Genomic DNA, 20517 nt, shown 5'->3' with positions numbered 1-20517 from the left:
TCCACCGCACCCCTTCAGAAGTGGGGTGTTGCAACGACCACTAGAACCCAAGCTGCTCCGGGGGTTTCTTCGTGTCAGGGCCTGCGCAGGTCGATGTTCTTGCAACGAACAAAAACCGGCGCGACCTCTGGTGCCGACTCGGAGGGTCCGTTACTGTGACTCTTTATTAGGAAAGTTTCCTAATAGATGTCCCTTCACCCCCCCGCCGAAGGAGTACCCCTCCCGTGGCCACCGACATCGCGGCTACCCCCCAGTCGCCCGACCCCGGGGGCGGCGCCACGGCCGCACGGGACGACGGGGCCGGCATCACGCCGCTGCGCCGGATCTGGTCGAACTACGTGTTCGTGAAGGTCCGCAAGGCCCTCGTCGTCGTGTTCGTCGTCGCCAACGTGACCTTCTTCCTGGGCCGGGCCATGCCGGGCGACCCCATCGACGTCATGGCCGGCCGCCTCACCCAGGGCGGCATGTCCATGGACGAGGCACGCGCGATCGCGGCCAACTCCCTGGCCTACGATCCCGACGCCCCGCTCTGGAGCCAGTGGTGGGAGTTCATCTCCGGCCTGGCCACCCTCGACATGGGCAACACCATCAACCGGCCGGGACAGAGTGTGGCCGAGGCCGTCACCGCCTACCTGCCCTGGACCATGTTCAGCATCGGGGTCGGCACCCTCCTGGCCATCACCATCGGTCTGGCCCTGGGAATGGTCATGGCCTACTGGCGCAACCGCGTCCTCGACCACGTCCTCAGCGTCTTGGCCTCCGTGCTCGGGGCGGTCCCCAACTACCTCATCGCGATGCTGCTGGTCATCGGCGGCGGCATGTACCTGGGCTGGTTCGACCCCATCGAACTGCGCGGCACCCTCAGCCCCGGCGTGCAGCCCGGGTTCACCGCGGAGTTCCTCGGCGACGCCCTTTACCACGCCGCCCTGCCGATCTTCACCTACGTGCTCGCCATCATCGGCACCTGGATGCTCGTCATGAAGGCCTCCACCACCGAGGTGCTCGGCGAGGACTACGTCACCGTCGCCCGTGCCCGCGGGCTGCGCGACCACCGCATCGCCTTCTCCTACGTCGGCCGCAACGCCGTGCTCCCGCTGGTCGCGCAGATCGCCATCTCCTTCGGAACCCTCGTGGGCGGCGCGATCTTCGTCGAACAGGTCCTGGTCTACAAGGGCGTGGGCGGGTTGCTCCTGGACGCCGTCAACTACCGCGACTACCCGCTCCTTCAGGGGCTGCTGATCATCATCACCTCCTGTGTGGTGATCGCCAACCTCGTCGCGGACCTGCTCTACAGCCGTCTCGACCCGCGCATCCGCACCTGAGGGGCACCAGCATGGCCGTCACCACCACCGCCCCCGCCGCCGGCGTGTGGGGCACCATCTGGCAGGGGGTGACCCGCAGCACCAGCGGGCTCATCGGGCTCTGCCTGGTCCTGAGCGTCCTGGCCTTCGCCTTCGCGGGGCCCTACTTCATCGACCCGCACAACCCCACCGACACCACCGCCATCTGGGGCCCCATCAGCTCCGAGCACTGGCTGGGCACCAACCACGAGGGCAAGGACACCTTCGTCCAGCTCGTGCTGGGCGGACGCGAACCCATCTGGGTGGGGGTCGCCGCAGCCCTCATCACCGTCGCCATCGCCGTCGTCCTCGGCGGGATCGCCGGGTACGTGCGCGGACGGGTCGACCACGTCCTGCTCCAGCTCACCGACATCACGATGACCGTCCCGTTCATCGTGCTGATGCTGGTCGTCGCGTCCTTCTACCGCACCTCCTCGCCCCTGATGGTCTCCTTCATCATCGGGCTCGTGACCTGGCCCTTCCTCATGCGCTCGATCCGCGCGCAGGTACTGACCCTCAAAGAACGCGAGTTCGTGGAGGCCGCCCGCCTGCAGGATCTGGGCACCGCACGCATCCTCTTCGTCGAGGTGCTGCCCAACATGGCGGGCTACATCTTCATCAACTTCATCATCGCCATCACCAACGCGATCTACGCCGTCGTCGGCATGTACCTGCTCGGGCTGCTGCCCAGCACCGCCGACAACTGGGGCCTGATGATCCAGCAGGCCTGGGACAACAACGCCTTCCTGCTGCCCTCGGCAGCGCCCTTCCTCGTCGCACCGATGGTGATGATCATGCTCTTCCAGATCGGCCTGGTCACCATGACCCGGTCCCTGGAACAGGCCCTCGACCCCCGACTCCGGGACAGGTGAGCCCCGTGACCCACCCAGCCCCCGCCGACCCTTCCTCCCCCGACGGACCCCTGCTGTCCGTGCGCGGCGTCGACGTCGGATACCGCACCGGACGCCGCACGCAGCTCACCGCGGTCCACGAGGCCACCTTCGACCTGTACCCGGGCCAGTCCATGGCCCTGGTCGGCGAGTCCGGCTGCGGCAAGACCACCCTCGGCCTCGGTCTCCTGCGCCTGTTGCCCCGCACCGGAACGGTCTCCGCCGGGAACATCCTCTTCCGCCGCAAGAGCGGGGACGTGGTCGACCTGCGCGGTCTGGCCGAGCAGGACCTGCGCCGGTTCCGATGGAACGAGGCGGCCATGGTCTTCCAAGGGGCCATGAACGCCTTCAACCCGGTCCTGCGCATCGAGGAGCACTTCCTCGACACCTTCCGAGCCCACGAAAGCCGCACCCGCCGCCGAGATCTCCTCGAGCGCTCCGCCGAACTACTGGCCATGGTCCGTCTGGACCCGGCCCGGGTGCTGCCCAGTTACCCCCACGAACTCTCCGGCGGCATGCGCCAGCGCGCCCTCATCGCCCTGGCCCTGGCGCTGCGCCCCCAACTGCTGATCCTGGACGAGCCCACGACCGCTCTCGACGTCCTCACCCAGCGCTCCGTCGTCGAACAGCTCACCGAACTGCGTGAGCGCCTGCGGTTCGCGATGGTCTTCATCACCCACGACCTCGGCCTGGCCGCCGAGCTCGCCGACCGTGTCGGAACCATGTACGCCGGGCGCCTCATCGAGACCGGCACCACCAGGGACATCTTCCACCGCTCCCGCCACCCCTACACCTCGGCGCTCATCAGCTCCGTGCCACCGGTCGTGGGCGAACTGGCCGTGCCCGAACCCCTGACCGGCGGCCCGCCCGGGATCGACGCACTGCCCCCGGGATGCTCCTTCGCGCCCCGCTGTCCCCGGGTGATCGACGGGTGCACCACCACCCGCCCCGAACTGCGGCTCCTGCACGCCAGGGACGAAGGGCTCAGCCACGCCGCCGCCTGCCTGCGCTCCGACGACACCGAACTCTCCACCGAGGGGGCCACCCGTGATTGATCCGGCCGCGCCGACCGAGACCGGCGGCCGCTCCACCGATCCCGCCCCGGACGCAGCGGGCGACGATCCCGGAACCGCCCCGCCCGTGCTCAGCCTGCGCGGCGCCCGCCAGGTCTTCTCCACCCCGCGCGGCGACGTACCCGCCGTTGCCGGCGTGGACCTGGACGTGCGCCCCGGGCAGGTCCTGTGCCTGGTGGGCGAGTCCGGCTGCGGCAAGACCACCACCGCACGGATGGCCGCGGGCCTGGCCGAGCCCGCCGGGGGAGAGGTGCTCTACCACGGCACCGACCTGCGCGGACTCGACAAACGGGCGCGCGCCGGCTTCCGCCGTTCGGTCCAGTACATCCACCAGGACCCCTACGCCTCCCTCAACCCTGTGCGCACCGTGCAGTCCACCCTCACCGCGGGCCTGCGCCGCCACGGCCTGGTCAAGGACGGCGACCAGGCACGCCGAGCCGCGACCGCCCTGCTGGAGCGGGTCGACCTCGTTCCCGCCGAGGACCACCTCGACAAGTACCCGCACCAGATGTCGGGCGGCCAGCGCCAGCGCGTGGCCGTCGCCCGGGCCCTGGCCATGGACCCGGAGGTGATCATCGCCGACGAGTCCACCTCGATGCTCGACGTGTCCATCCGGGTCAGCCTGCTCAACACCCTCGGGGCGCTGCGCGACGACCTCGGGGTCGGGTTCCTGTTCATCACCCACGACCTGGCTGTGGCCAAGTACTTCGCCTGGGACGGCGAGATCGCGGTCATGTACCTGGGCAAGGTCGTCGAGCAGGGCCCTGCCCCCGAGATCGTCAACGACCCCCGCCACCCCTACACGCGGGCCCTGGTATCGGCGGTGTGCGAACCCGACCCCGACCTGGCACGCACCAAGGAACGGGTCCGTCTGCGCGGCGCCGACATCCCCGACCCGACCGACCTGCCGCCCGGGTGCGACTTCCATCCCCGCTGCCCCCTGTACGAGCAGGGGCGCTGCGACACCGAGCGGCCCCCGCTGGTCGGTTCCCGGGGCCCTCGCCTCCTGGCCTGCCACGTCGTGAACGGGGCGGGGTGAGCGGTGTGCTCCTCATCGGCCGTTTCGGTCTGGCCGTCGGGGCGCTGTTGGTGGTCACCAGCGCGCTCACGGCGGCCGTCCATCCCCCCGGCACGGCCGAGTCCGTGATCAGTGTCCTCACCGTCGGCATCGGCGTGCTGGTTCTCGTCCTCGGTCTGCTTGCCCTCCTCCTCGAAAGGAAGCGCCACCAATGACCTCCGCCCCCCGACAGAACGCGTTCCTCCACGACCTGAGCCGGCGCCGTCTGCTGCGCGCGGTGGGGTTCGGTGCCGCCGGTGCGGCCGGTGCCGGGCTCCTGACCTCGTGCGCGGGCGGTGACGCCTCCGGTGACGGGCCGACCCGGTTCAACGGGGTCTTCGACTTCGACCTCGACTCCCAGACCCGCAACGTGCACACCGAGGACGGCGCCCTGCTGCTCAACTCCGTGTACAAGGACCTCTTCCTGTGCACGGGCGCGATGTTCAACTGGGCCTCCCACGAATGGGACCACTTGCTCCTGGAGGGCCACGAGTGGGACGGCGACGACCTGCTCGTCGCTCTCGAACCCGGTCTGCGTTGGAGCGACGGGGAGGAGCTCGACGCCGACGACATGATGTACAGCTACGCCATGCGGATCCTGGAGGCCCCGCCGTGGGGTTTCGGGTTCCCGCAGGTGCAGGAGATCGAGAAGGTCGACGGCCTCACCGTGCGTCTGGGTTTCGATGATCCCTTCGAGAACATCGAGCGCAGCATCCTCAAGCACCGTATCGTCTCCAAGAGCACCTACGCCGACCTGGGGGAGCGGGCCCTGGCCCTGGTCCAGGACGGGGTGCGCCAGGGCGACGACGAGCACACCGAGTGGAACGCCGAGTACATCGAGTTCGCCCCGGAGGGGATCGTCTGCAGCGGGCCGTACAAGTTCGACGAGGCCCGGATGTCGGACGCGCGTATCACCTTGGTGCGCAACGAGGACGGCTATCAGGGCACTGAGGTCAACTTCGACGAGGTCGTCGTGCACAAGGGCGACAACCGGCAGTCCGCGCTGCTGGTGCAGCAGGGCGAGGTGGACTACTCGACCCTGGCTCCTTCGGCCGCCGACCAGCGGGCCTTCCAGGAGGTGGAGGGGTTCACCTGGATCGAGCACGCCGGGTACGACGGCGTGGGCCTGATGTTCAACTACGCGGCCAAACCCGAGCTCGAGGACGTGCGGGTGCGCAAGGCCCTGGCCCACGTCCTGGACGGCGAGCAGATCGGCCAGGTGGCCCGGGGCGAGGGTTATCACCGCATCGAGTACTACGCGGGCCTGGTCGACCGGCAGGCGGAAGAGATCATGTCGGCCGAGGAGCTGGCGGAGTTCGAGACCTACGGACAGGACCTGCAGAAGGCGGAGGAGCTGTTGGAGGAGGCCGGTTGGACGAAGGAGGGCGGGTCCTGGCTCCTGCCCGACGGGTCTGCGGCCGAGTTCGAGGTCATCGGGGTGGCCGGCTGGAACGACTTCGAACTCACCGCGACCCAGGTCGAGGAGGCCTGGAACGGTTTCGGGATCAGTACCACGGCCCGCAATGTGCCCAAGGACAACCCGTGGGGCATCTGGGGCGCGGGTGACTTCGAGGTGGCGGTGCGCCATTGGGGCAACCCCGAGCAGCCCGATCACTGGGGTGCCTTCCAGATGAACTTCCTGACCGAGAACGACCCGGGCGGTGAGGCCCCGGGACAGTCCTTCGAGCTGCAGGTGGAGAGTCCTTCACGGGGAGAGGTCGATCTGGAGGAGCTGGTGGCGACCGCGCAGCGGGGTGGAACGGAGGAGGAGCGTACCGAGGCGCTCAGGACGATGATGATCGTCTTCAACGAGCTGCTGCCGCGCGTGCCGATCTGGGGGTACACCTATCTGTCGCCCGCGGTCGAAGGGGTGCGGGTGGAGTCCTTCGCCGAGGACCACCCGGCCGACCAGAACGAGCAGTACCAGGACAACCACGTGATCCTGCAGCTCATCCAGGGGGACCTCCGTCCTGTGCAGGAGTGATGTGGAATTTTCGGGCAGGGGCAGCCTGTGATCCCGGCGGGTGCCCCTGTCTTCTTGTGTTCATAATCTCCTCCGTCCGGACGGTTGTTTTGCCGTTCCGGAGGCTCAGAATCGAGAAGTAACCACAGGAACAAAACGGGCATACTCGTACAAATCACTCTAAAGTCAGTGTACTGATCTGCCTCAGTGACAGGCGTTCCCGCATGTCAGGGCAGGAACGCTGAACCTCTTCCCGAGGGATCTCCGATTCCTCTGCCAAGGCGGTCCGGCTTTGTTAGTCTGGCGAACCGAACGACGGTTCTCGGTGTAAGTACAGGAATTGTGCGGGGTATGGATACTTGTCTGATGTCCGGCTCACACGGCCGGGTCGGCACCCGCTTCTTCCGTGCACGCACCTCCCGGGCCCGTCGCGGCGTTCCCCCGGCGAGCGGGGCGCCCGGTCGAGACGGGGGACCGANGGGGGCCCCCCGCCGACCCGCCCACCCGAGTCGAGGAGACGAGATCGTGGCACAGGCGAAGTCACCGCACGACGGCGACGACCCCCTCCTGCCCCGGACGGCGTCGACGGGGGGCGGACAGGAAATCAGGCGAGAGGGACGGCTGCGCCGGGCCATCTCGCGGATGGTCAGAGCGTACGAACCCCCGGAGACCGAACAAGGATTTCCCGTGCATCAGCCCGTGCATCGGCACTCGCAGAATCCAGACGGACACCCGTCCGGGACCAGTGGCGAAGGCGCCACGGCCCCCCGCTCCGGCTCCGCGGAGGACGGTCACCGGCCCTCTGCCCCGGCGAGTGCGCCCCACTCCCACACGATCCCGCGCGCCGATGTCGACGATGTCGACGACGGCACCGCGCAGGTCGGTACCTGGCGCGGGGTCGGACTCGACGAGTCCGAGCCGCGCAGCCCGCAGCCCCCTGTCACGACGACGGACACCATGACCGATACTCCCTTCTCGTCAGAGAACGCCGAGCCCAACGACCGCCACGGGCAGCCGCCGCAGGGATGGGGCGAGGAGCACCACCGCCCCATGCCCCCGCCGCCCCCGTATCCCGGGCAGTACCCGGCCCCGCACGGGTACGCGCCGCAGCCCCCCGCGCCGCCTCAGCCGCCCCACGACCCCTACTACTACGCCCGGCAGCCTGCGGGCCACGGCCACCAGCCCCCGCAGACCCAGGCGCCGCCGCAGGGCTACGGATACCCGCAGCAGGAGGAGTACCCGGCCCCGCCGCAGCCCTACCCGCCGCACCAGGGCTACGGGTACCCCCCGCAGGGTTACGGATACCCGCAGCGGGGAGAGCACCCGGCCCCGCCGCAGCCCTACCCGCCGCACCAGGGCTACGGGTACCCCCCGCAGGGTTACGGATACCCGCAGCGGGGAGAGCACCCGGCCCCGCCGCAGCCCTACCCGCCGCAGCCGATGCCGGCCCAGCAGAACCCCTGGCCGGTGCCCTACCAGCAGCCGGGCTCCCTCCAACCGAGCCAGCCGGTGATGTACCCGGGCCCCTTCGGGCAGCCGGTCCAGCACATCATCGTCTTCACCCCCGGCCAGCAGCCGCAGGTCATCACCGCCGACGCCGTCGCCTCCACGCTCGTGCCCGAACGCACCGAGTCCGACCGGCGCGACGACGGCAGCACCGACCGTACGCTCACCACCGCCGACCCCGCCGAGGGCGATGCCGACGATGGGCCGGGTGAGGAAGCCGCCACCGGGGCCCCCGCCCCGGAGGAGCCCACCGGGACCGCGCAGCAGCCGGCCACCCGGTCCGACGACGGGACCCGGCCCGAGCAGAAGGAGGACCAGGCCCCTGCCCCGCGCTTCGGGTCCGACCCCGACCTGCTCAACGAGGCCCTGGCCGGCCTGGCCATGCGCGACCTGTCCCTGGTGGACGCCCTGCTGGAGATGATCGAGGGACTGGAGACCGAGGCCCAGGACCCCGACCTGCTCGACAAGCTCTTCCTGATCGACAACTACGCGACCCGTATGCGACGCAACGGGGAGAACTTCCTGGTGCTCACCGGTCACGACGGCGGCGAGTCAGACGCCCACGACGAGATCGTCCCTCTGCTCGACGTCGCCCGTGCCGCGAGCTCCGAGATCAAGGACTACCCCAGGGTCCGCCTGGGCACTCTGCCGCAGACCTCGGTCACCGGTCTGGCAGCCGACGACATCAGCCACCTCCTCGCGGAACTGCTGGACAACGCCACCGCCAACTCACCGGAGCACGCGCCGGTCACGATCAGCGCCCAAGAGATGGACGACGGCCGGCTCATGATCATCGTCGAGGACGAGGGCGTGGGGATTCCCGACCGCCAGCTCGCCGACCTCAACGACCGCCTCAGCGGCGAACCGGTCCTGGACGACGAGGTCCTGCGCCACATGGGCCTGTACGTGGCCAGCCGGATCGCCCACAAGCACGGACTCGAGACCCGTCTGGAGCCCCGCTCCTACCGCGGGGTCAGCGCCTACGCCATCATTCCGAAGGACCTGCTGCGCGTAGCCACCCCTCGAACCATGAGTGCCGAGCGCGCTCCCTCCACCTCCTCGCCGGTCGCACCGGTGGTGCCCATGAAACCCACGGGACCGGTCCCGCAGCAGCCCGCCGAAGGGGCCGAACAGGCCGAGAGCGGAACCTCGGCGGTCACTTCCGCAGGGCTGCCCCGGCGCAGCGCCACCCCGCACGGTTCGCCGCTGCGGATGATGCCGCACCCCGGAAACGCTTCCGACACCCCGCCCTCCGCCAGGGAGGACACCCCTCCCAAGCTCACCGGGGAGGCCCGGGCCGAGCAGATCCGCGACGAGCTGGGCGACTTCCTGGACGGGGAGCGTGCCGCCCGCGACGGAGAGGAATTCGAAGGCGGCGGCGAGTGAGTACCAGGTCCGCCGAAGCATCCCGGGTGTGCGAGCACACCCCGACCCCCATCGAGAACGACACTCGGCCGAGGACAGGTAGAGCACACCGATGACTGAACCCGTAAACGACAGCGTTGAGAACTTCTCCTGGATCATCGATCGGTTCGTCCGGGACGTACGCGGTGTGGAGCACGCCGTCGTCGTCTCCTCCGACGGGCTGGTCCTGACGCATTCCAGCGACTTCCCCGAGGAGCACGCCGAACAGCTCGCCGCTATCGCCAGTGGACTGCACAGCCTTGCGGTGGGCGGGGCCGGACTCTTCCAGCGGGGTGAGTGCGAGCAGCTGCTGGTGCGTTTCAACCACGGGCACCTGTTCATCATGGCGATCAGTGACGGCTCCTGCATGGCCGTGCTCACCGCCCCCGGGACCGAGTTGAAGATCGTCGGTTTCCAGATGGCCAAGCTCGTGGAGAACGTCGCGCACGTGCTCACTCCGCAGCTGCGCTCGCAGCTGCGCGAAGTCATTCAGAACTGACGACCGTGGCCCGCGAGGCTTGGCAGGAATGAGGTTGCCGCGGCTATGAGCTTCCGCAGGCGAAGGAGTAACCGTGTACGGCCCTTCACTTTCACGGGTGGGCGTACGCGGTCAAGGCATCCGCTGATGGTGCAGACCCTGGTTTCGACGTCCGAGCCTGGGCAGGAGCCTCCTGGCACCCTCATGCCGGAGTCGATCAACATCTACAAACTGTGCCGGGAAACGAGGTCGCTCGCCGAAGTATCGGCCGAGCTGAACGTTCCCCTCGGTGTGACACAGGTTCTGGTCAGTGACCTGGCTGAGCAGGATCTGGTCTACATCCACCCGACCATCACCGGCAGCAGTCCGTCCGAAAACCAGGTTCTGGAGAGGGCTCTTCGTGGTCTCGAACGACTTTTCCAGTGACAAGCGGTCCAATCGTAAGAAGATGTCGAGCAAGATCGTCATCGCCGGGGGCTTCGGCGCCGGCAAGACGACCTTGGTGCGCTCGGTGTCGGAGATTCCGCCCGTCACGACCGAAGCGATCATGACCGAGGCCAGCGTGCCGCACGACGACACCTCGGTCACCCCGGACAAGACGACCACCACCGTCGCGATGGACTTCGGTCGCATCACGATCGACGACGAGCTGGTCATGTACATGTTCGGTACACCCGGCCAGGCGCGGTTCTGGTTCATGTGGGACGACCTCGTCCGCGGGGCGGTGGGAGCGGTGGTCGTGGTCGACTGCCGCCGGCTCGCCGACTCCTTCGACGCGGTCGACTACTTCGAGACCAACAAGCGCATCCCCTACATCGTGGCGCTCAACAAGTTCGAGGGCCAGCTCGATTACACGTCCGATCAGGTCAGGGAGGCTCTGGAGGTCAGTCCCGAGGTGCCGATCATCGACTTCGACGCGCGCAACCGCCTCTCCGGCGGCGAGGTGCTCAAGACCCTGCTCCGATACGCCTTGGAGCACAACCGCACGAGCGAACCCGTCGCCTGACGGGCGGAACCGGAGCTCCCCCTGACCCCGTAGGTTTCCAGGAAAGTAAGCGACACATGCGCAAGATCCTTATCGTCGGCGCGGGCCACGCCGGCCTGCATCTGGCCCACGGGCTCCTGAGCCATGGCTACGACGTCACGGTGATCACTGGGCAGTCCTCGCAGGAGATCCGGACCGCCAAACCTTCCATCTCCCAGTGGACCTATCCCACCGCGTTGGAGCACGAGCGCGCCCTCGACCTCGACTTCTGGAGCGCGCTGTCCCCTCAGGTGCGCGAGCAGAAGCTCTTTTTGGTTCCTCAGGGAGGCGAGCCGATGAGCCTGGTGGGCAACGCCAGCGCGGGCAACGGCTACGTCGTCTCGGTGGACCGCCGGGTGAAGATGGCCGACTGGCTGGAGTCGTTCGAGGACCGTGGTGGCAAGGTCGTCATCCACGGGGTCACCGTCACCGACCTCGACTACTTCTCCAGGATGTTCGACCTGGTCATCGTTGCGGTCGGGCACGGCGAGCTCGGGCAGCTCTTCGACCACGACACCAGCCGTTTCAGCGGTACGCGCCCGCGTGCGCTCGCCCAGGCCTACGTGTACGACTTGTGGCCGGATCCGGGGGAATCGGAGAACATCGGGTGGGTCGCGGCGACACACGGTGCGGGCAACATCCTCACGTTCCCTGTCCTCACGCAGGAAGGGCCGGCCCACAACCTGCTCATGGTGGACAAGAAGGGCGGGCCGATGGATGCCTGGCCCGACCGTCCCGGCCCCGAGGAACAGTTGCGTCGCATGAAGGACCTGCTGCGCAAACATCTTCCGCAGTTCTTCGAGCGGGTCAAGGACGCCGTTCTGGTGGACGGGCCCAGCACCCGGGTCGATGATCTGAACCCCCAGGTGCGCAACCCCGTGGGGCGTCTGCCCTCGGGCGGGCTGGTCCTGGGCATGGCCGACGTCGTGGTCACCATGGACCCCTTCGTGGCGCAGTCCTGGAACAACTCGACGCGGTGTGCCGAGTCCTACTTGGAGAGCATCCGTGAGCACGGTGATGGCCCGTTCGACGAGACCTTCCTGGTCAATACGTTCGACCGTTTCTGGGAATTCGGTCACCACAACCAACAGTGGGCGGAATTCGTCTCCACGATGTGGGAGGGGCAAACCCCTGACTTCATCACCAATGTGATGATGGCGGCAACGCAGTACCGGGAGATCGCCGACCGCTGGATCCAAGGCTGGGACGACCCGACCGACTACAAGAACTGGCTCTTCGACCCCGATGAGGCCCAGAAGTACCTTGCTGAAGTGAAGGCACGGTACGGCGACTGATTCGAGTCGGCCCGTACGGCGCCCGGTGCCCCTGGGGCACCGGGCTTGTCGTGTTACACGTGAACATTTGGTTTCGTCGCCACAGGTAACAGCGCTGGAGGGGAACCGAAACCTCTCTTTCCGTTGTCACACAGGTGAGTGGACGGCTACAATCCTTCGATTGATGCCCCTTCGAGTAACATTGTGACGCATGAGCTCAGTGTTGTATTTGTCGTGGTTTCCCCTGAAATGAAGATCGGTCACCCGCCGGCCGCCCAACGCTTCGGAGGGTTTGTCGTGTACTCTCACCCAGCGCCACCACTCAGCGGCCCCACACCGTGTTCGGTCGATCTCTTCCGCAGCACGGAAGGGCACGGTTGCCGTCGTCCCTTCCCCGGGCTCCACACGTGCATCTGCACGCGCGTGAGCGGAGGACGGCCGTGACCAACGCCGAGCACACTCCCGGTGCCCAGGCAGGGGCCGACGCCCCCGTCGCCGTGGTGGGCATCTCCTGCCGCCTGCCCGGGGTCTCCACCCCCGATGCGTTCTGGCGCCTGCTCTGCGAGGGGCGCGAATCGATCGCGCCGCCCCCCGAGCGGCTGGGTGAGCCTTCCCCCGAACGCGGCCCGCGCTGGGGCGGTTACCTCGACAGGGTGGAGGACTTCGACGCCGCCTTCTTCGGTATCTCCCCGCGCGAGGCCCTGGCCATGGACCCGCAGCAGCGGCTCATGCTGGAGCTGAGCTGGGAAGCGGTGGAGAACGCCCGCACCGCCCCCGAGACCCTGCGCGGCACGAACACCGGCGTGTTCACCGGCGCGGTCTCCTCCGAGTACGAGCGCCTGCTGGCCGGGTCGGCCACCCACCACACCCACACCGGCACCCAGCGCGGCATGATCGCCAACCGGGTCTCCTACACCTTCGGTCTCGGCGGACCCAGCTTCACCGTCGACAGCGGCCAGTCCTCCTCGCTGGTGAGCGTGCACATGGCCATGGAGAGCCTGCGTCGCGGTGAGTGCGACCAGGCCCTGGCCGGCGGGGTCAACCTCATCCTCACCCCTGAGGGCACCGAGAACGTCGAGCTCTTCGGCGGCCTGTCTCCCGACGCCCACTGCTACACCTTCGACTCCCGCGCCAACGGTTATGTACGCGGCGAGGGCGGCGCCGTGGTCGTCCTCAAACCCCTCGAGCGCGCCCTCGCCGACGGGGACCGGGTGCACGCCGTCCTGCGCGGAGGAGCGGTCAACAACTCCGGGCAGACCTCCTACCTCGCCCGCCCCGACACCGAGGGCCAGACCGGGGTCGTACGGGCAGCCCACCGGCGCTCCGCCGTCGAACCCGAGCAGGTCGGCTACGTCGAGCTGCACGGCACCGGTACCCCCGCCGGCGACCCGGTCGAGGCCTGCGCGCTCGGCGAGGTCTTCTCGCCCGCCCGGGAGGAGGCGCTGCGGGTCGGTTCGGTCAAGACCAACATCGGCCACCTGGAGGGCGCCGCCGGGATCGTGGGCCTGCTCAAGGTCGTGCTGAGCCTCTCGCACGGCCAGCTGCCGCCCACCCGCAACTTCGCCGAGCCCAACCCCGACATCGACCTGGAGGACCTGCGCCTGCACCCGCAGGTGGAACGCGAGGCCTGGCCGACCGAGCGCCCCCTGGCCGGGGTGTCCTCCTTCGGCATGGGCGGCACCAACTGCCACCTCGTGCTGGGCCCGCCCCCGCCGCAATCACCCGAGCAGGCCGGACCCGGCCTGGGGGAGAACGCCCTGGACCCGGTCCCGTGGGTGCTCTCGGCCCGTTCCGAGGCGGCCCTGCGCGCCCAGGCCTCGGTCCTGCACTCCTACGTCTCCCAGCGGTCGGGTCTGCGGGCCGAGGACGTCGGCTACTCGCTGGCGACCACCCGCTCGACGATGGAGCACCGCGCGGTCATCCTCGCCCCGGGCGAGAGCGGCACCCGCGAGCTCGACTCCGTGCGTCCCAGCGGACCGGCCCAGGTCCACGAGGCCGGCCCCGTCATGGTCTTCCCCGGCCAGGGCGGCCAGTGGGAGGGCATGGCCCGCGAGCTGATCGACTCCCGCGGCCCCCTGTCGCAGGTCTTCACCGCGCGCCTGCGCGAGTGCGAACGCGCCCTGGCCCCCTACGTCGACTGGTCCTTGGTGCGTGTGCTGCGCGGGGAGGCCGACAGCCCCGCCTGCACCGGCCCCGACGCGCCCGTGGACGTCGTCCAGCCCGTGCTGTGGTCCGTCATGGTCTCCCTGGCCCGGGTGTGGGAGACCATGGGGGTGCGTCCTGCCGCCGTGATCGGGCACTCCCAGGGTGAGATCGCCGCTGCCTGCGTGGCCGGTGTACTGAGCCTGGACGAGGCCGCCCGGGTGGCGGCCCAGCGCAGCCAGGCCCTGACCGAGCTCGCAGGCACCGGCGGGATGGCCTCGCTGGGGATGTCGCGCCGACGCGCCGAGGAGCTCGTCTCCCGCGTCGACGACCTGTACCTGGCCGCCGTCAACGGGCCCGAGTCGGTCATCGTCTCCGGCAGCCCCGAGGCGGTGCGCCGCGCCGTGGGCCACTGTGTCGACAACGGACTGCACGGCGCCCTGGTGGACGTGGACTACGCCTCCCACTCCGGGCACGTCGACCGCATCCGCGACGGCCTGCTCGAGCGCCTGCAGGGACTGGACCCGCAGCCGGGCCGGGTGCCGCTGCTGTCCACCCTCACCGGCGAGCCGCTGGGGGGCGAGGGCCCCGCCATGGACGGCCGTTACTGGTACCTGAGCCTGCGCGGGACCGTACGCTTCGCCCAGGCCGTCTCTGCTGCGGTCGAGGCCGGGCACACCGCCTTCATCGAGGTCGGACCGCATCCGGTGCTCTACCACGGGATCCGCCACACCCTGGAGGAGGCCGGGGTCGAGGGTGCCGTCATGGCCACCCTGCGCCGCGGCCAGGGCGACCAGGGCCGGCTCCTCACCGCCGCCGCCGAGGCGCACACCTCCGGCCTGGACGTGGACTGGGGCACCCTCCTGCGAGGCGCCGGGGCGCGCCGGGTCGACCTGCCCACCTACCCGTTCCAGCGCGCCCGGTACTGGCCCGAGAAGAGCCCTGCCGCCCCGGCCGCCGCACCCGCGCCGCGGGCCGAGGCGCCGCAGCCGTCCGCCGGCGCGGGCACGGCCACCGTGGACGCCCTCGGGCTGGTGCGCTCCCTCGGCGCACGGACCCTCGAGGTGGAGGCCCTCACCGAGGCCGACGACAGCCGGGCCTTCCGCGACCTGGGTTTCGACTCGATCATGCTCATGGAGCTGGCCGACCTGATCGAGGACGAGACCGGGTACCGGCTCGAGGACACCGACCTGTTCGACCTGCCCACACCGAGCGAGCTCGCCGCCTTCCTCACCGAGCAGCTCGGTGAGGGCGCCGCCGGTCTGGCCGCGCCCACCGCCCCGGCCCGCACCGCCCCGGCCACGCTGCCGGCATCCGCGCCCGTGGCCCGCACCGCCCCGGAGGAGGACCCGGTCGCCATCACCGCCATGGCCTGCCGCCTGCCCGGCGGGGTGCGTTCACCCGAGGCGCTGTGGTCGCTGGTCGACTCCGGCGGCGACGCCACCGGGGAGTTCCCCGACAACCGCGGCTGGGACCTGGACCGCCTCTTCGACCCCGAACAGGGCAAGGCCGGACACACCTACACCCGGCGCGGCGGTTTCCTGCACGACGCCGACCAGTTCGACGCCGCCTTCTTCGGCATCAGCCCCCGCGAGGCCGATGCCATGGATCCCCAGCAGCGCCTGCTGCTGGAGACCTCCTGGGAAGCGGTGCGGCGCGCCGGTCTGAGCACCGACGAACTGCGCGGGCAGCAGGTCGGGGTGTTCGTCGGCGCCATGCCCACCGAGTACGGGCCGCGCCTGGCCGACCCCGGCGCCGGTACCGACGGCGGGTACCGGCTCACCGGAAGCACCCTGAGCGTGGCCTCCGGGCGTATCGCCTACGTGCTGGGTCTGCGCGGGCCCGCCCTGACCATCGACACCGCCTGCTCGGCCTCCCTGGTGGCCCTGCACCAGGCCGCCGCCGCGATCCGCCGGGGCGAGTGCGCGATGGCGCTGGCCGGCGGCGCCACCGTCATGGCCACCCCCGGCATGTTCCTGGAGTTCTCCGCCCAGCGGGGGCTCTCCCCGGACGGCCGCTGCCGTGCCTTCGGCGCGGGCGCGGACGGCACCGCATGGGCCGAGGGCGCAGGCATGCTCATGCTCGAGCGCGCCTCCCAGGCCCGCCGGGCCGGACGCCCGGTCCTGGCCCTGCTGCGCGGCAGCGCCGTCAACTCCGACGGGGCCTCCAACGGACTCACCGCCCCCAACCGCGAGGCCCAGGAGCGGGTCATCCTCTCCTCGCTGGCCTCGTCCGGGCTGGAGCCCCACGACATCGACGCCGTCGAGGCGCACGGCACAGGCACCCGACTGGGCGACCCGATCGAGGCCCGCGCGCTGATGTCGGTCTACGGCGCCGGCCGGGGCGATTCGGGCCTGCCCGATCTGCGGCTGGGTTCGCTCAAGTCCAACATCGGCCACACCCAGGCCACCGCCGGTGTCGCCGGGGTCATCAAGATGGTGCAGGCCCTGCGGTTCGGCCGCCTGCCGCGCACCCTGCACGTGGACGAACCCACCGGCGAGGTCGACTGGTCCGACAGCGGCGTGCGCCTGCTCACCGAGAACGAGGAGTGGCCCGACACCGGGCGCCCGCGCCGCGCCGCGGTCTCCTCCTTCGGTATCAGCGGCACCAACGCCCACCTGCTGCTGGAGGGCGTGGCCGAGGAGGGCACGCCCGTCATCGTGCCCGACGACCCCTTCGAGCGTTCCCGCCACTGGATCGTTCCGGTACCGGCCGAGCCCGGACCCGACCCCGAGCCGATCCTCGGCCCGGGGCTGGAACTGGTCTCCGGTGAGACGGTCTTCGCCGGTTCCCTGAGCAGCGCCGACCACCCTTGGCTGCGCGACCACCGCCTGTGGGGCCGCACCGTGGTCCCGGGCACCGCGTTCGTGGAGCTGGTCGCCCACGCGGGCGCGCGTGTGGGCGCCCCGGTCGTGGCCGAGCTGACGCTGGAGGTCCCGCTCGCCCTGTCCCGGTCCGCGCCGGTGTCGGTACAGGTCGGTGTGGGCGTGCCCGGGCCCGAGGGGCGCCGCGAGGTCGTGCTGCACTCACGCGGGCCCGGTGAGAGCACCTGGACCCGCAACGCCGGCGGTGTCCTGGCCCCGGCCCCCGACACCGCCGATGCCGTGGAAGGGCCCCTCACCGAGTGGCCGCCGACCGGCGCCGAGGAGCTGGACGCCCGGGGTGCCTACCCCGCGCTGGCCCGCCGCGGCTACCAGTACGGCCCCGTCTTCCGCGGGTTGGAAGGTCTCTGGCGCCGCGGGCAGGACCTGTGGGCCGAGCTCACCCTGCCCGACGGCGGTGGCAGCGTCCCCTTCCACGGTCCCCACCCTGCCCTGCTCGACGCGGCCCTGCACGCCCCGATCATGTACGGGGCCGAGGACGACCGCGACCTGCTCGTGCCCTTCAGCTGGGACGGGGTGCGCACCCACACCCACACCGACACCCCGCCCGACCGGCTGCGCGTGCTGGCCCGCCCCCTGGGCGGGGGCCGCTACCTGGTCCGGGCCTGGGACACCGGCGGGCGCCCCGTGCTTTCGGTGAGCGACCTGTCCCTGCGTCCCCTGGCCGCCGAGGCCCTGCCCGACGACGGCCGTGAGGAACCCGGTCTGTACCGGCAGGAATGGCGTCCGGTGCGGGTCCCCATGCCCGATTCCCACCTGCCCAAGGGCCTGGCGAGCCTGGACTCGCTGACCGAGGGCACCCCGGTCCCCGACGTGGTCTTCGCCGAACCGCCCGCGCACGCCGTCTACGTCGAGGACGACGCGCCGCCCACCGCGGTGCGCCAGGGGCTGCAATGGGCCCTGGAGACCGTCCGTGCCTGGCTGTCGGACGAACGCAACGAACACGCACGCCTGGTCCTGGTGACCTGGCACGCCGTCTCCACCGGGCCCGACGACGAGATCACCGGTCTGGCCGCCGCCCCGCTGTGGGGCCTGCTGCGCACCGCTCAGCGCGAGCATCCCGGGCGCCTGGTCCTGGTCGACTCCGACGGCTCCGAGGAGTCGCACCGCCTGCTCACCGCTGCCGTCGGGCTCGGCGAACCCGAGGTGGCCCTGCGCCAGGGTGCGGCCATGGTCCCGCGCCTGGTCGCCGAGGAGCCCCAGAGCGTAGGAGCACAGGCAGGTCCGGCGGCGTCCTCCGCGCCCACCGGGCCTCTCGAGGATGGCGACGTGCGTGTCACCGTCCGAGCGGTCGGCTTCGCAGAGGGCGCATCCGTGGCCGCGCTCGGAGCGGGTGGGAAGGAAGGAGCCACGGCGTTCGAAGGCGCGGGTTCGGTCGTCGAGACCGGATCGGGGGTGGACGACCTCGCCCCCGGCGACCGCGTGATGGGGGTGCTGGACGGCATCTTCGGATCGACGGCCGCAGCCGACCATCGCCGACTGGCTGTCGTGCCCGAGGGATGGACCTGGGAAGAGGCGGCTGCTGTCCCTCTGGCCCACGTCACGGCGTACTACGCACTGGTGGATCTTGCTGCGATCCGCCCCGGGGAAAGCGTGTTGGTGCACGCAGCCGATGGCGTGATCGGACACGCCGCCGTGCAGCTGGCCCGCCACCTGGGGGCCAAGGTCTTCGGGACTGCGGACCGCGAACACTGGGCCGGGTTGACGCGTCTGGGCCTGACCGAGTCCCGTCTCGCCCCGTCGGACGACCTCTCCTTCGTCGAACGGATCCGCCACGCCAATGACGGCCGCGGTGTGGACGTGGTCCTCAACTCCCTCACGGGCGAGGTTGTTGACGCCTCCCTGGATCTGCTCCGCTCACCCGCGGACGGTGACGGCCCCGGCGGACGCTTCGTGGAGACCGGAACGGATGTGCGCGACGAGGACTGGGCCGCAGCTCACTACCCGGGGCGCGAGTACCGAGCTTTCACCTCCTCCGACATCGAGCCAGGACGATTCGGGGAGCTCCTCGACAGAATTCTCGAGCTCTTCGCTTCCGGCTCTTTCCGCCATTCGGAGACGACCGTGCACACCGCTGACGACGTACGGGGACCCGAGGAGACCGAGGGCAGCGCGAAAACCGTGCTCACGCTTCCCACGCTGTTCCCCGAGGAGGGCACCGTCCTGGTCACGGGTGGGACCGGCACTCTCGGGCACATCCTGGCGAGGCACCTGGTGACTGCGTACGGAGTGCGCCACTTGACCCTGGTCAGCCGCAAGGGCGCCGAGACCCCCGGCCAGGACGCGCGTACCGAGGAACTGCGGGCGCTGGGCGCACAGGTGGACGTGCGCGCCTGCGATGCCGCCGACCGCCAGGCCCTGGCCGGTCTGCTCGAGTCCCTGGCGCAGCCCTTGGCCGCGGTCGTGCACACCGCCGGCGTGCTCGACGACGCCACGGTGCTCGGCCTGGACACCGAGCGGATGGAGAAGGTCCTGCGCCCCAAGGTCGACGCGGCCTGGAACCTGCACGAGCTCACCCTCGCCCACCGGCCCGGGGCGTTCGTGCTCTTCTCCTCCGCGGTGGGCACGCTCGGCAACCCCGGGCAGGCCAACTACGCCGCCGCGAACGTCTTCTGCGACGTGCTCGCCCAGCACCGCCACGAACAGGGGCTGCCCGCCACGTCCCTGGCCTGGGGGCTGTGGGAGGAGACCGGCGGGATGACCGCCCACCTGGGCGCCGAGGACCTGGACGTACTGGGCCGGGGCGGCCTGCTGCCCATGCCCACCGACAAGGCCCTGGCCCTGTTCGACGCGGCGCTGGCTTCCGACACCCCGGTCCTGGTTCCGGTGCTGCTCGACCTCGTGGACGGGCCCGACCTCCCGTTGCTGCGCGAACTCGACCGCCCCGAGGGCGCGCCGGGGCCTGCCGGGGCCGAAGGCCAGGGCGGGGGACCGCGCCTGTCCGCGGAGTCCCTCCGACCGCTCGGTGTGGACGAACGGCGCCGCCGCCTGCTCACCGAGGTGCGCACACAGGCCGCCCTCGTCCTGGGCCACGACCCGGACTCCGGTGAGGCCCGGGTCCCGGCCGAACGGCCCTTCAAGGAGCTCGGCTTCGACTCCCTGACCGGTGTGGAACTGCGCAACCGGCTCGGCACGGCCGTCGGGACCCGGCTGCCCGCCACCGCCGTGTTCGACCACCCCACACCGCGTGAACTCGGACTGCTGTTGGACGAGCTCCTCTTCCCGCCGGCCACCGAGGCCCCCGGGACCACCGAGCAGGCCCCCGCAGCCGCACCTGCGCCCGCGGGAGGGGCCGACACCGACGGGATCGACGACATGGAGGTGGACGACCTGGTCAGCCTCGCGCTGCAGGGGCAGAGCACCGCGCCCGGCGAAGGGGCCGGTGACGACGGCTGGTGAACCACCGCCCCGCGCGGGCGGTGCAGGAACGACCGTGCAGGACCCCGCGGCCGCGGCCACACCCGGCCCGGCCGTGCCCAGGACG

The 20517-nt window shown here is 70.4% G+C and carries 12 protein-coding genes; all 12 read left to right on the top strand.

The window, feature by feature from the left end:
• Positions 1 to 224: 224 nt before the first annotated feature.
• The 12 genes from D473_RS0113775 to D473_RS0113720 all read left to right on the top strand — a co-directional run bounded on the left by D473_RS0113775 (position 225) and on the right by D473_RS0113720 (position 20432).
• Positions 225 to 1322 carry an ABC transporter permease gene (locus D473_RS0113775; RefSeq protein ID WP_017609647.1) on the top strand — a complete coding sequence of 366 codons (1098 nt, stop codon included), beginning with the start codon at positions 225 to 227 and terminating at the stop codon, positions 1320 to 1322.
• An 11-nt stretch (positions 1323 to 1333) separates the two neighbouring features.
• The gene (locus D473_RS0113770; RefSeq protein ID WP_017609646.1) at positions 1334 to 2212 is read left to right on the top strand and encodes an ABC transporter permease; all 879 of its coding nucleotides are present in this window, start codon (positions 1334 to 1336) and stop codon (positions 2210 to 2212) included.
• Positions 2209 to 3285 carry an ABC transporter ATP-binding protein gene (locus D473_RS0113765; protein ID WP_017609645.1) on the top strand — a complete coding sequence of 359 codons (1077 nt, stop codon included), beginning with the start codon at positions 2209 to 2211 and terminating at the stop codon, positions 3283 to 3285. The genes D473_RS0113770 and D473_RS0113765 overlap by 4 nt, the downstream gene beginning before the upstream one ends.
• The gene (locus tag D473_RS0113760) at positions 3278 to 4342 is read left to right on the top strand and encodes an ABC transporter ATP-binding protein (protein ID WP_017609644.1); all 1065 of its coding nucleotides are present in this window, start codon (positions 3278 to 3280) and stop codon (positions 4340 to 4342) included. Before D473_RS0113765 ends, D473_RS0113760 begins: the two co-directional genes overlap by 8 nt.
• Positions 4339 to 4536 carry a hypothetical protein gene (locus D473_RS0113755; protein WP_017609643.1) on the top strand — a complete coding sequence of 66 codons (198 nt, stop codon included), beginning with the start codon at positions 4339 to 4341 and terminating at the stop codon, positions 4534 to 4536. The genes D473_RS0113760 and D473_RS0113755 overlap by 4 nt, the downstream gene beginning before the upstream one ends.
• Positions 4533 to 6344 carry an ABC transporter substrate-binding protein gene (locus D473_RS0113750; RefSeq protein ID WP_017609642.1) on the top strand — a complete coding sequence of 604 codons (1812 nt, stop codon included), beginning with the start codon at positions 4533 to 4535 and terminating at the stop codon, positions 6342 to 6344. Before D473_RS0113755 ends, D473_RS0113750 begins: the two co-directional genes overlap by 4 nt.
• A 936-nt stretch (positions 6345 to 7280) precedes the next feature.
• Positions 7281 to 9215 (top strand): sensor histidine kinase, encoded by a 1935-nt coding sequence (locus tag D473_RS0113745; RefSeq protein WP_241474793.1) that lies wholly within the window; start codon positions 7281 to 7283, stop codon positions 9213 to 9215.
• A gap of 91 nt (positions 9216 to 9306) precedes the next feature.
• On the top strand, positions 9307 to 9732 hold the full coding sequence (locus tag D473_RS0113740) for a roadblock/LC7 domain-containing protein (protein ID WP_017609641.1): 426 nt from the start codon (positions 9307 to 9309) through the stop codon (positions 9730 to 9732).
• Positions 9733 to 9777: 45 nt separating this feature from the next.
• Positions 9778 to 10137, top strand: coding sequence for a DUF742 domain-containing protein (locus D473_RS0113735; protein ID WP_083904564.1), 360 nt, complete (start codon positions 9778 to 9780; stop codon positions 10135 to 10137).
• A 22-nt stretch (positions 10138 to 10159) separates the two neighbouring features.
• Positions 10160 to 10717 carry a GTP-binding protein gene (locus tag D473_RS0113730; protein ID WP_017609640.1) on the top strand — a complete coding sequence of 186 codons (558 nt, stop codon included), beginning with the start codon at positions 10160 to 10162 and terminating at the stop codon, positions 10715 to 10717.
• A 56-nt stretch (positions 10718 to 10773) separates the two neighbouring features.
• Positions 10774 to 12030, top strand: coding sequence for a styrene monooxygenase/indole monooxygenase family protein (locus D473_RS0113725; RefSeq protein WP_017609639.1), 1257 nt, complete (start codon positions 10774 to 10776; stop codon positions 12028 to 12030).
• A gap of 419 nt (positions 12031 to 12449) precedes the next feature.
• A complete protein-coding gene (locus D473_RS0113720; protein WP_017609638.1) occupies positions 12450 to 20432 on the top strand; it encodes a type I polyketide synthase in 7983 nt (2660 codons plus the stop codon).
• Positions 20433 to 20517: the final 85 nt, after the last annotated feature.

It is taken from the genome of Nocardiopsis xinjiangensis YIM 90004 (assembly GCF_000341145.1).
GTDB classification, from domain to species: domain Bacteria; phylum Actinomycetota; class Actinomycetes; order Streptosporangiales; family Streptosporangiaceae; genus Nocardiopsis; species Nocardiopsis xinjiangensis.
Note: the sequence above shows the minus strand (reverse complement) of the source record. Positions and strands in the feature narration are given on the sequence as shown.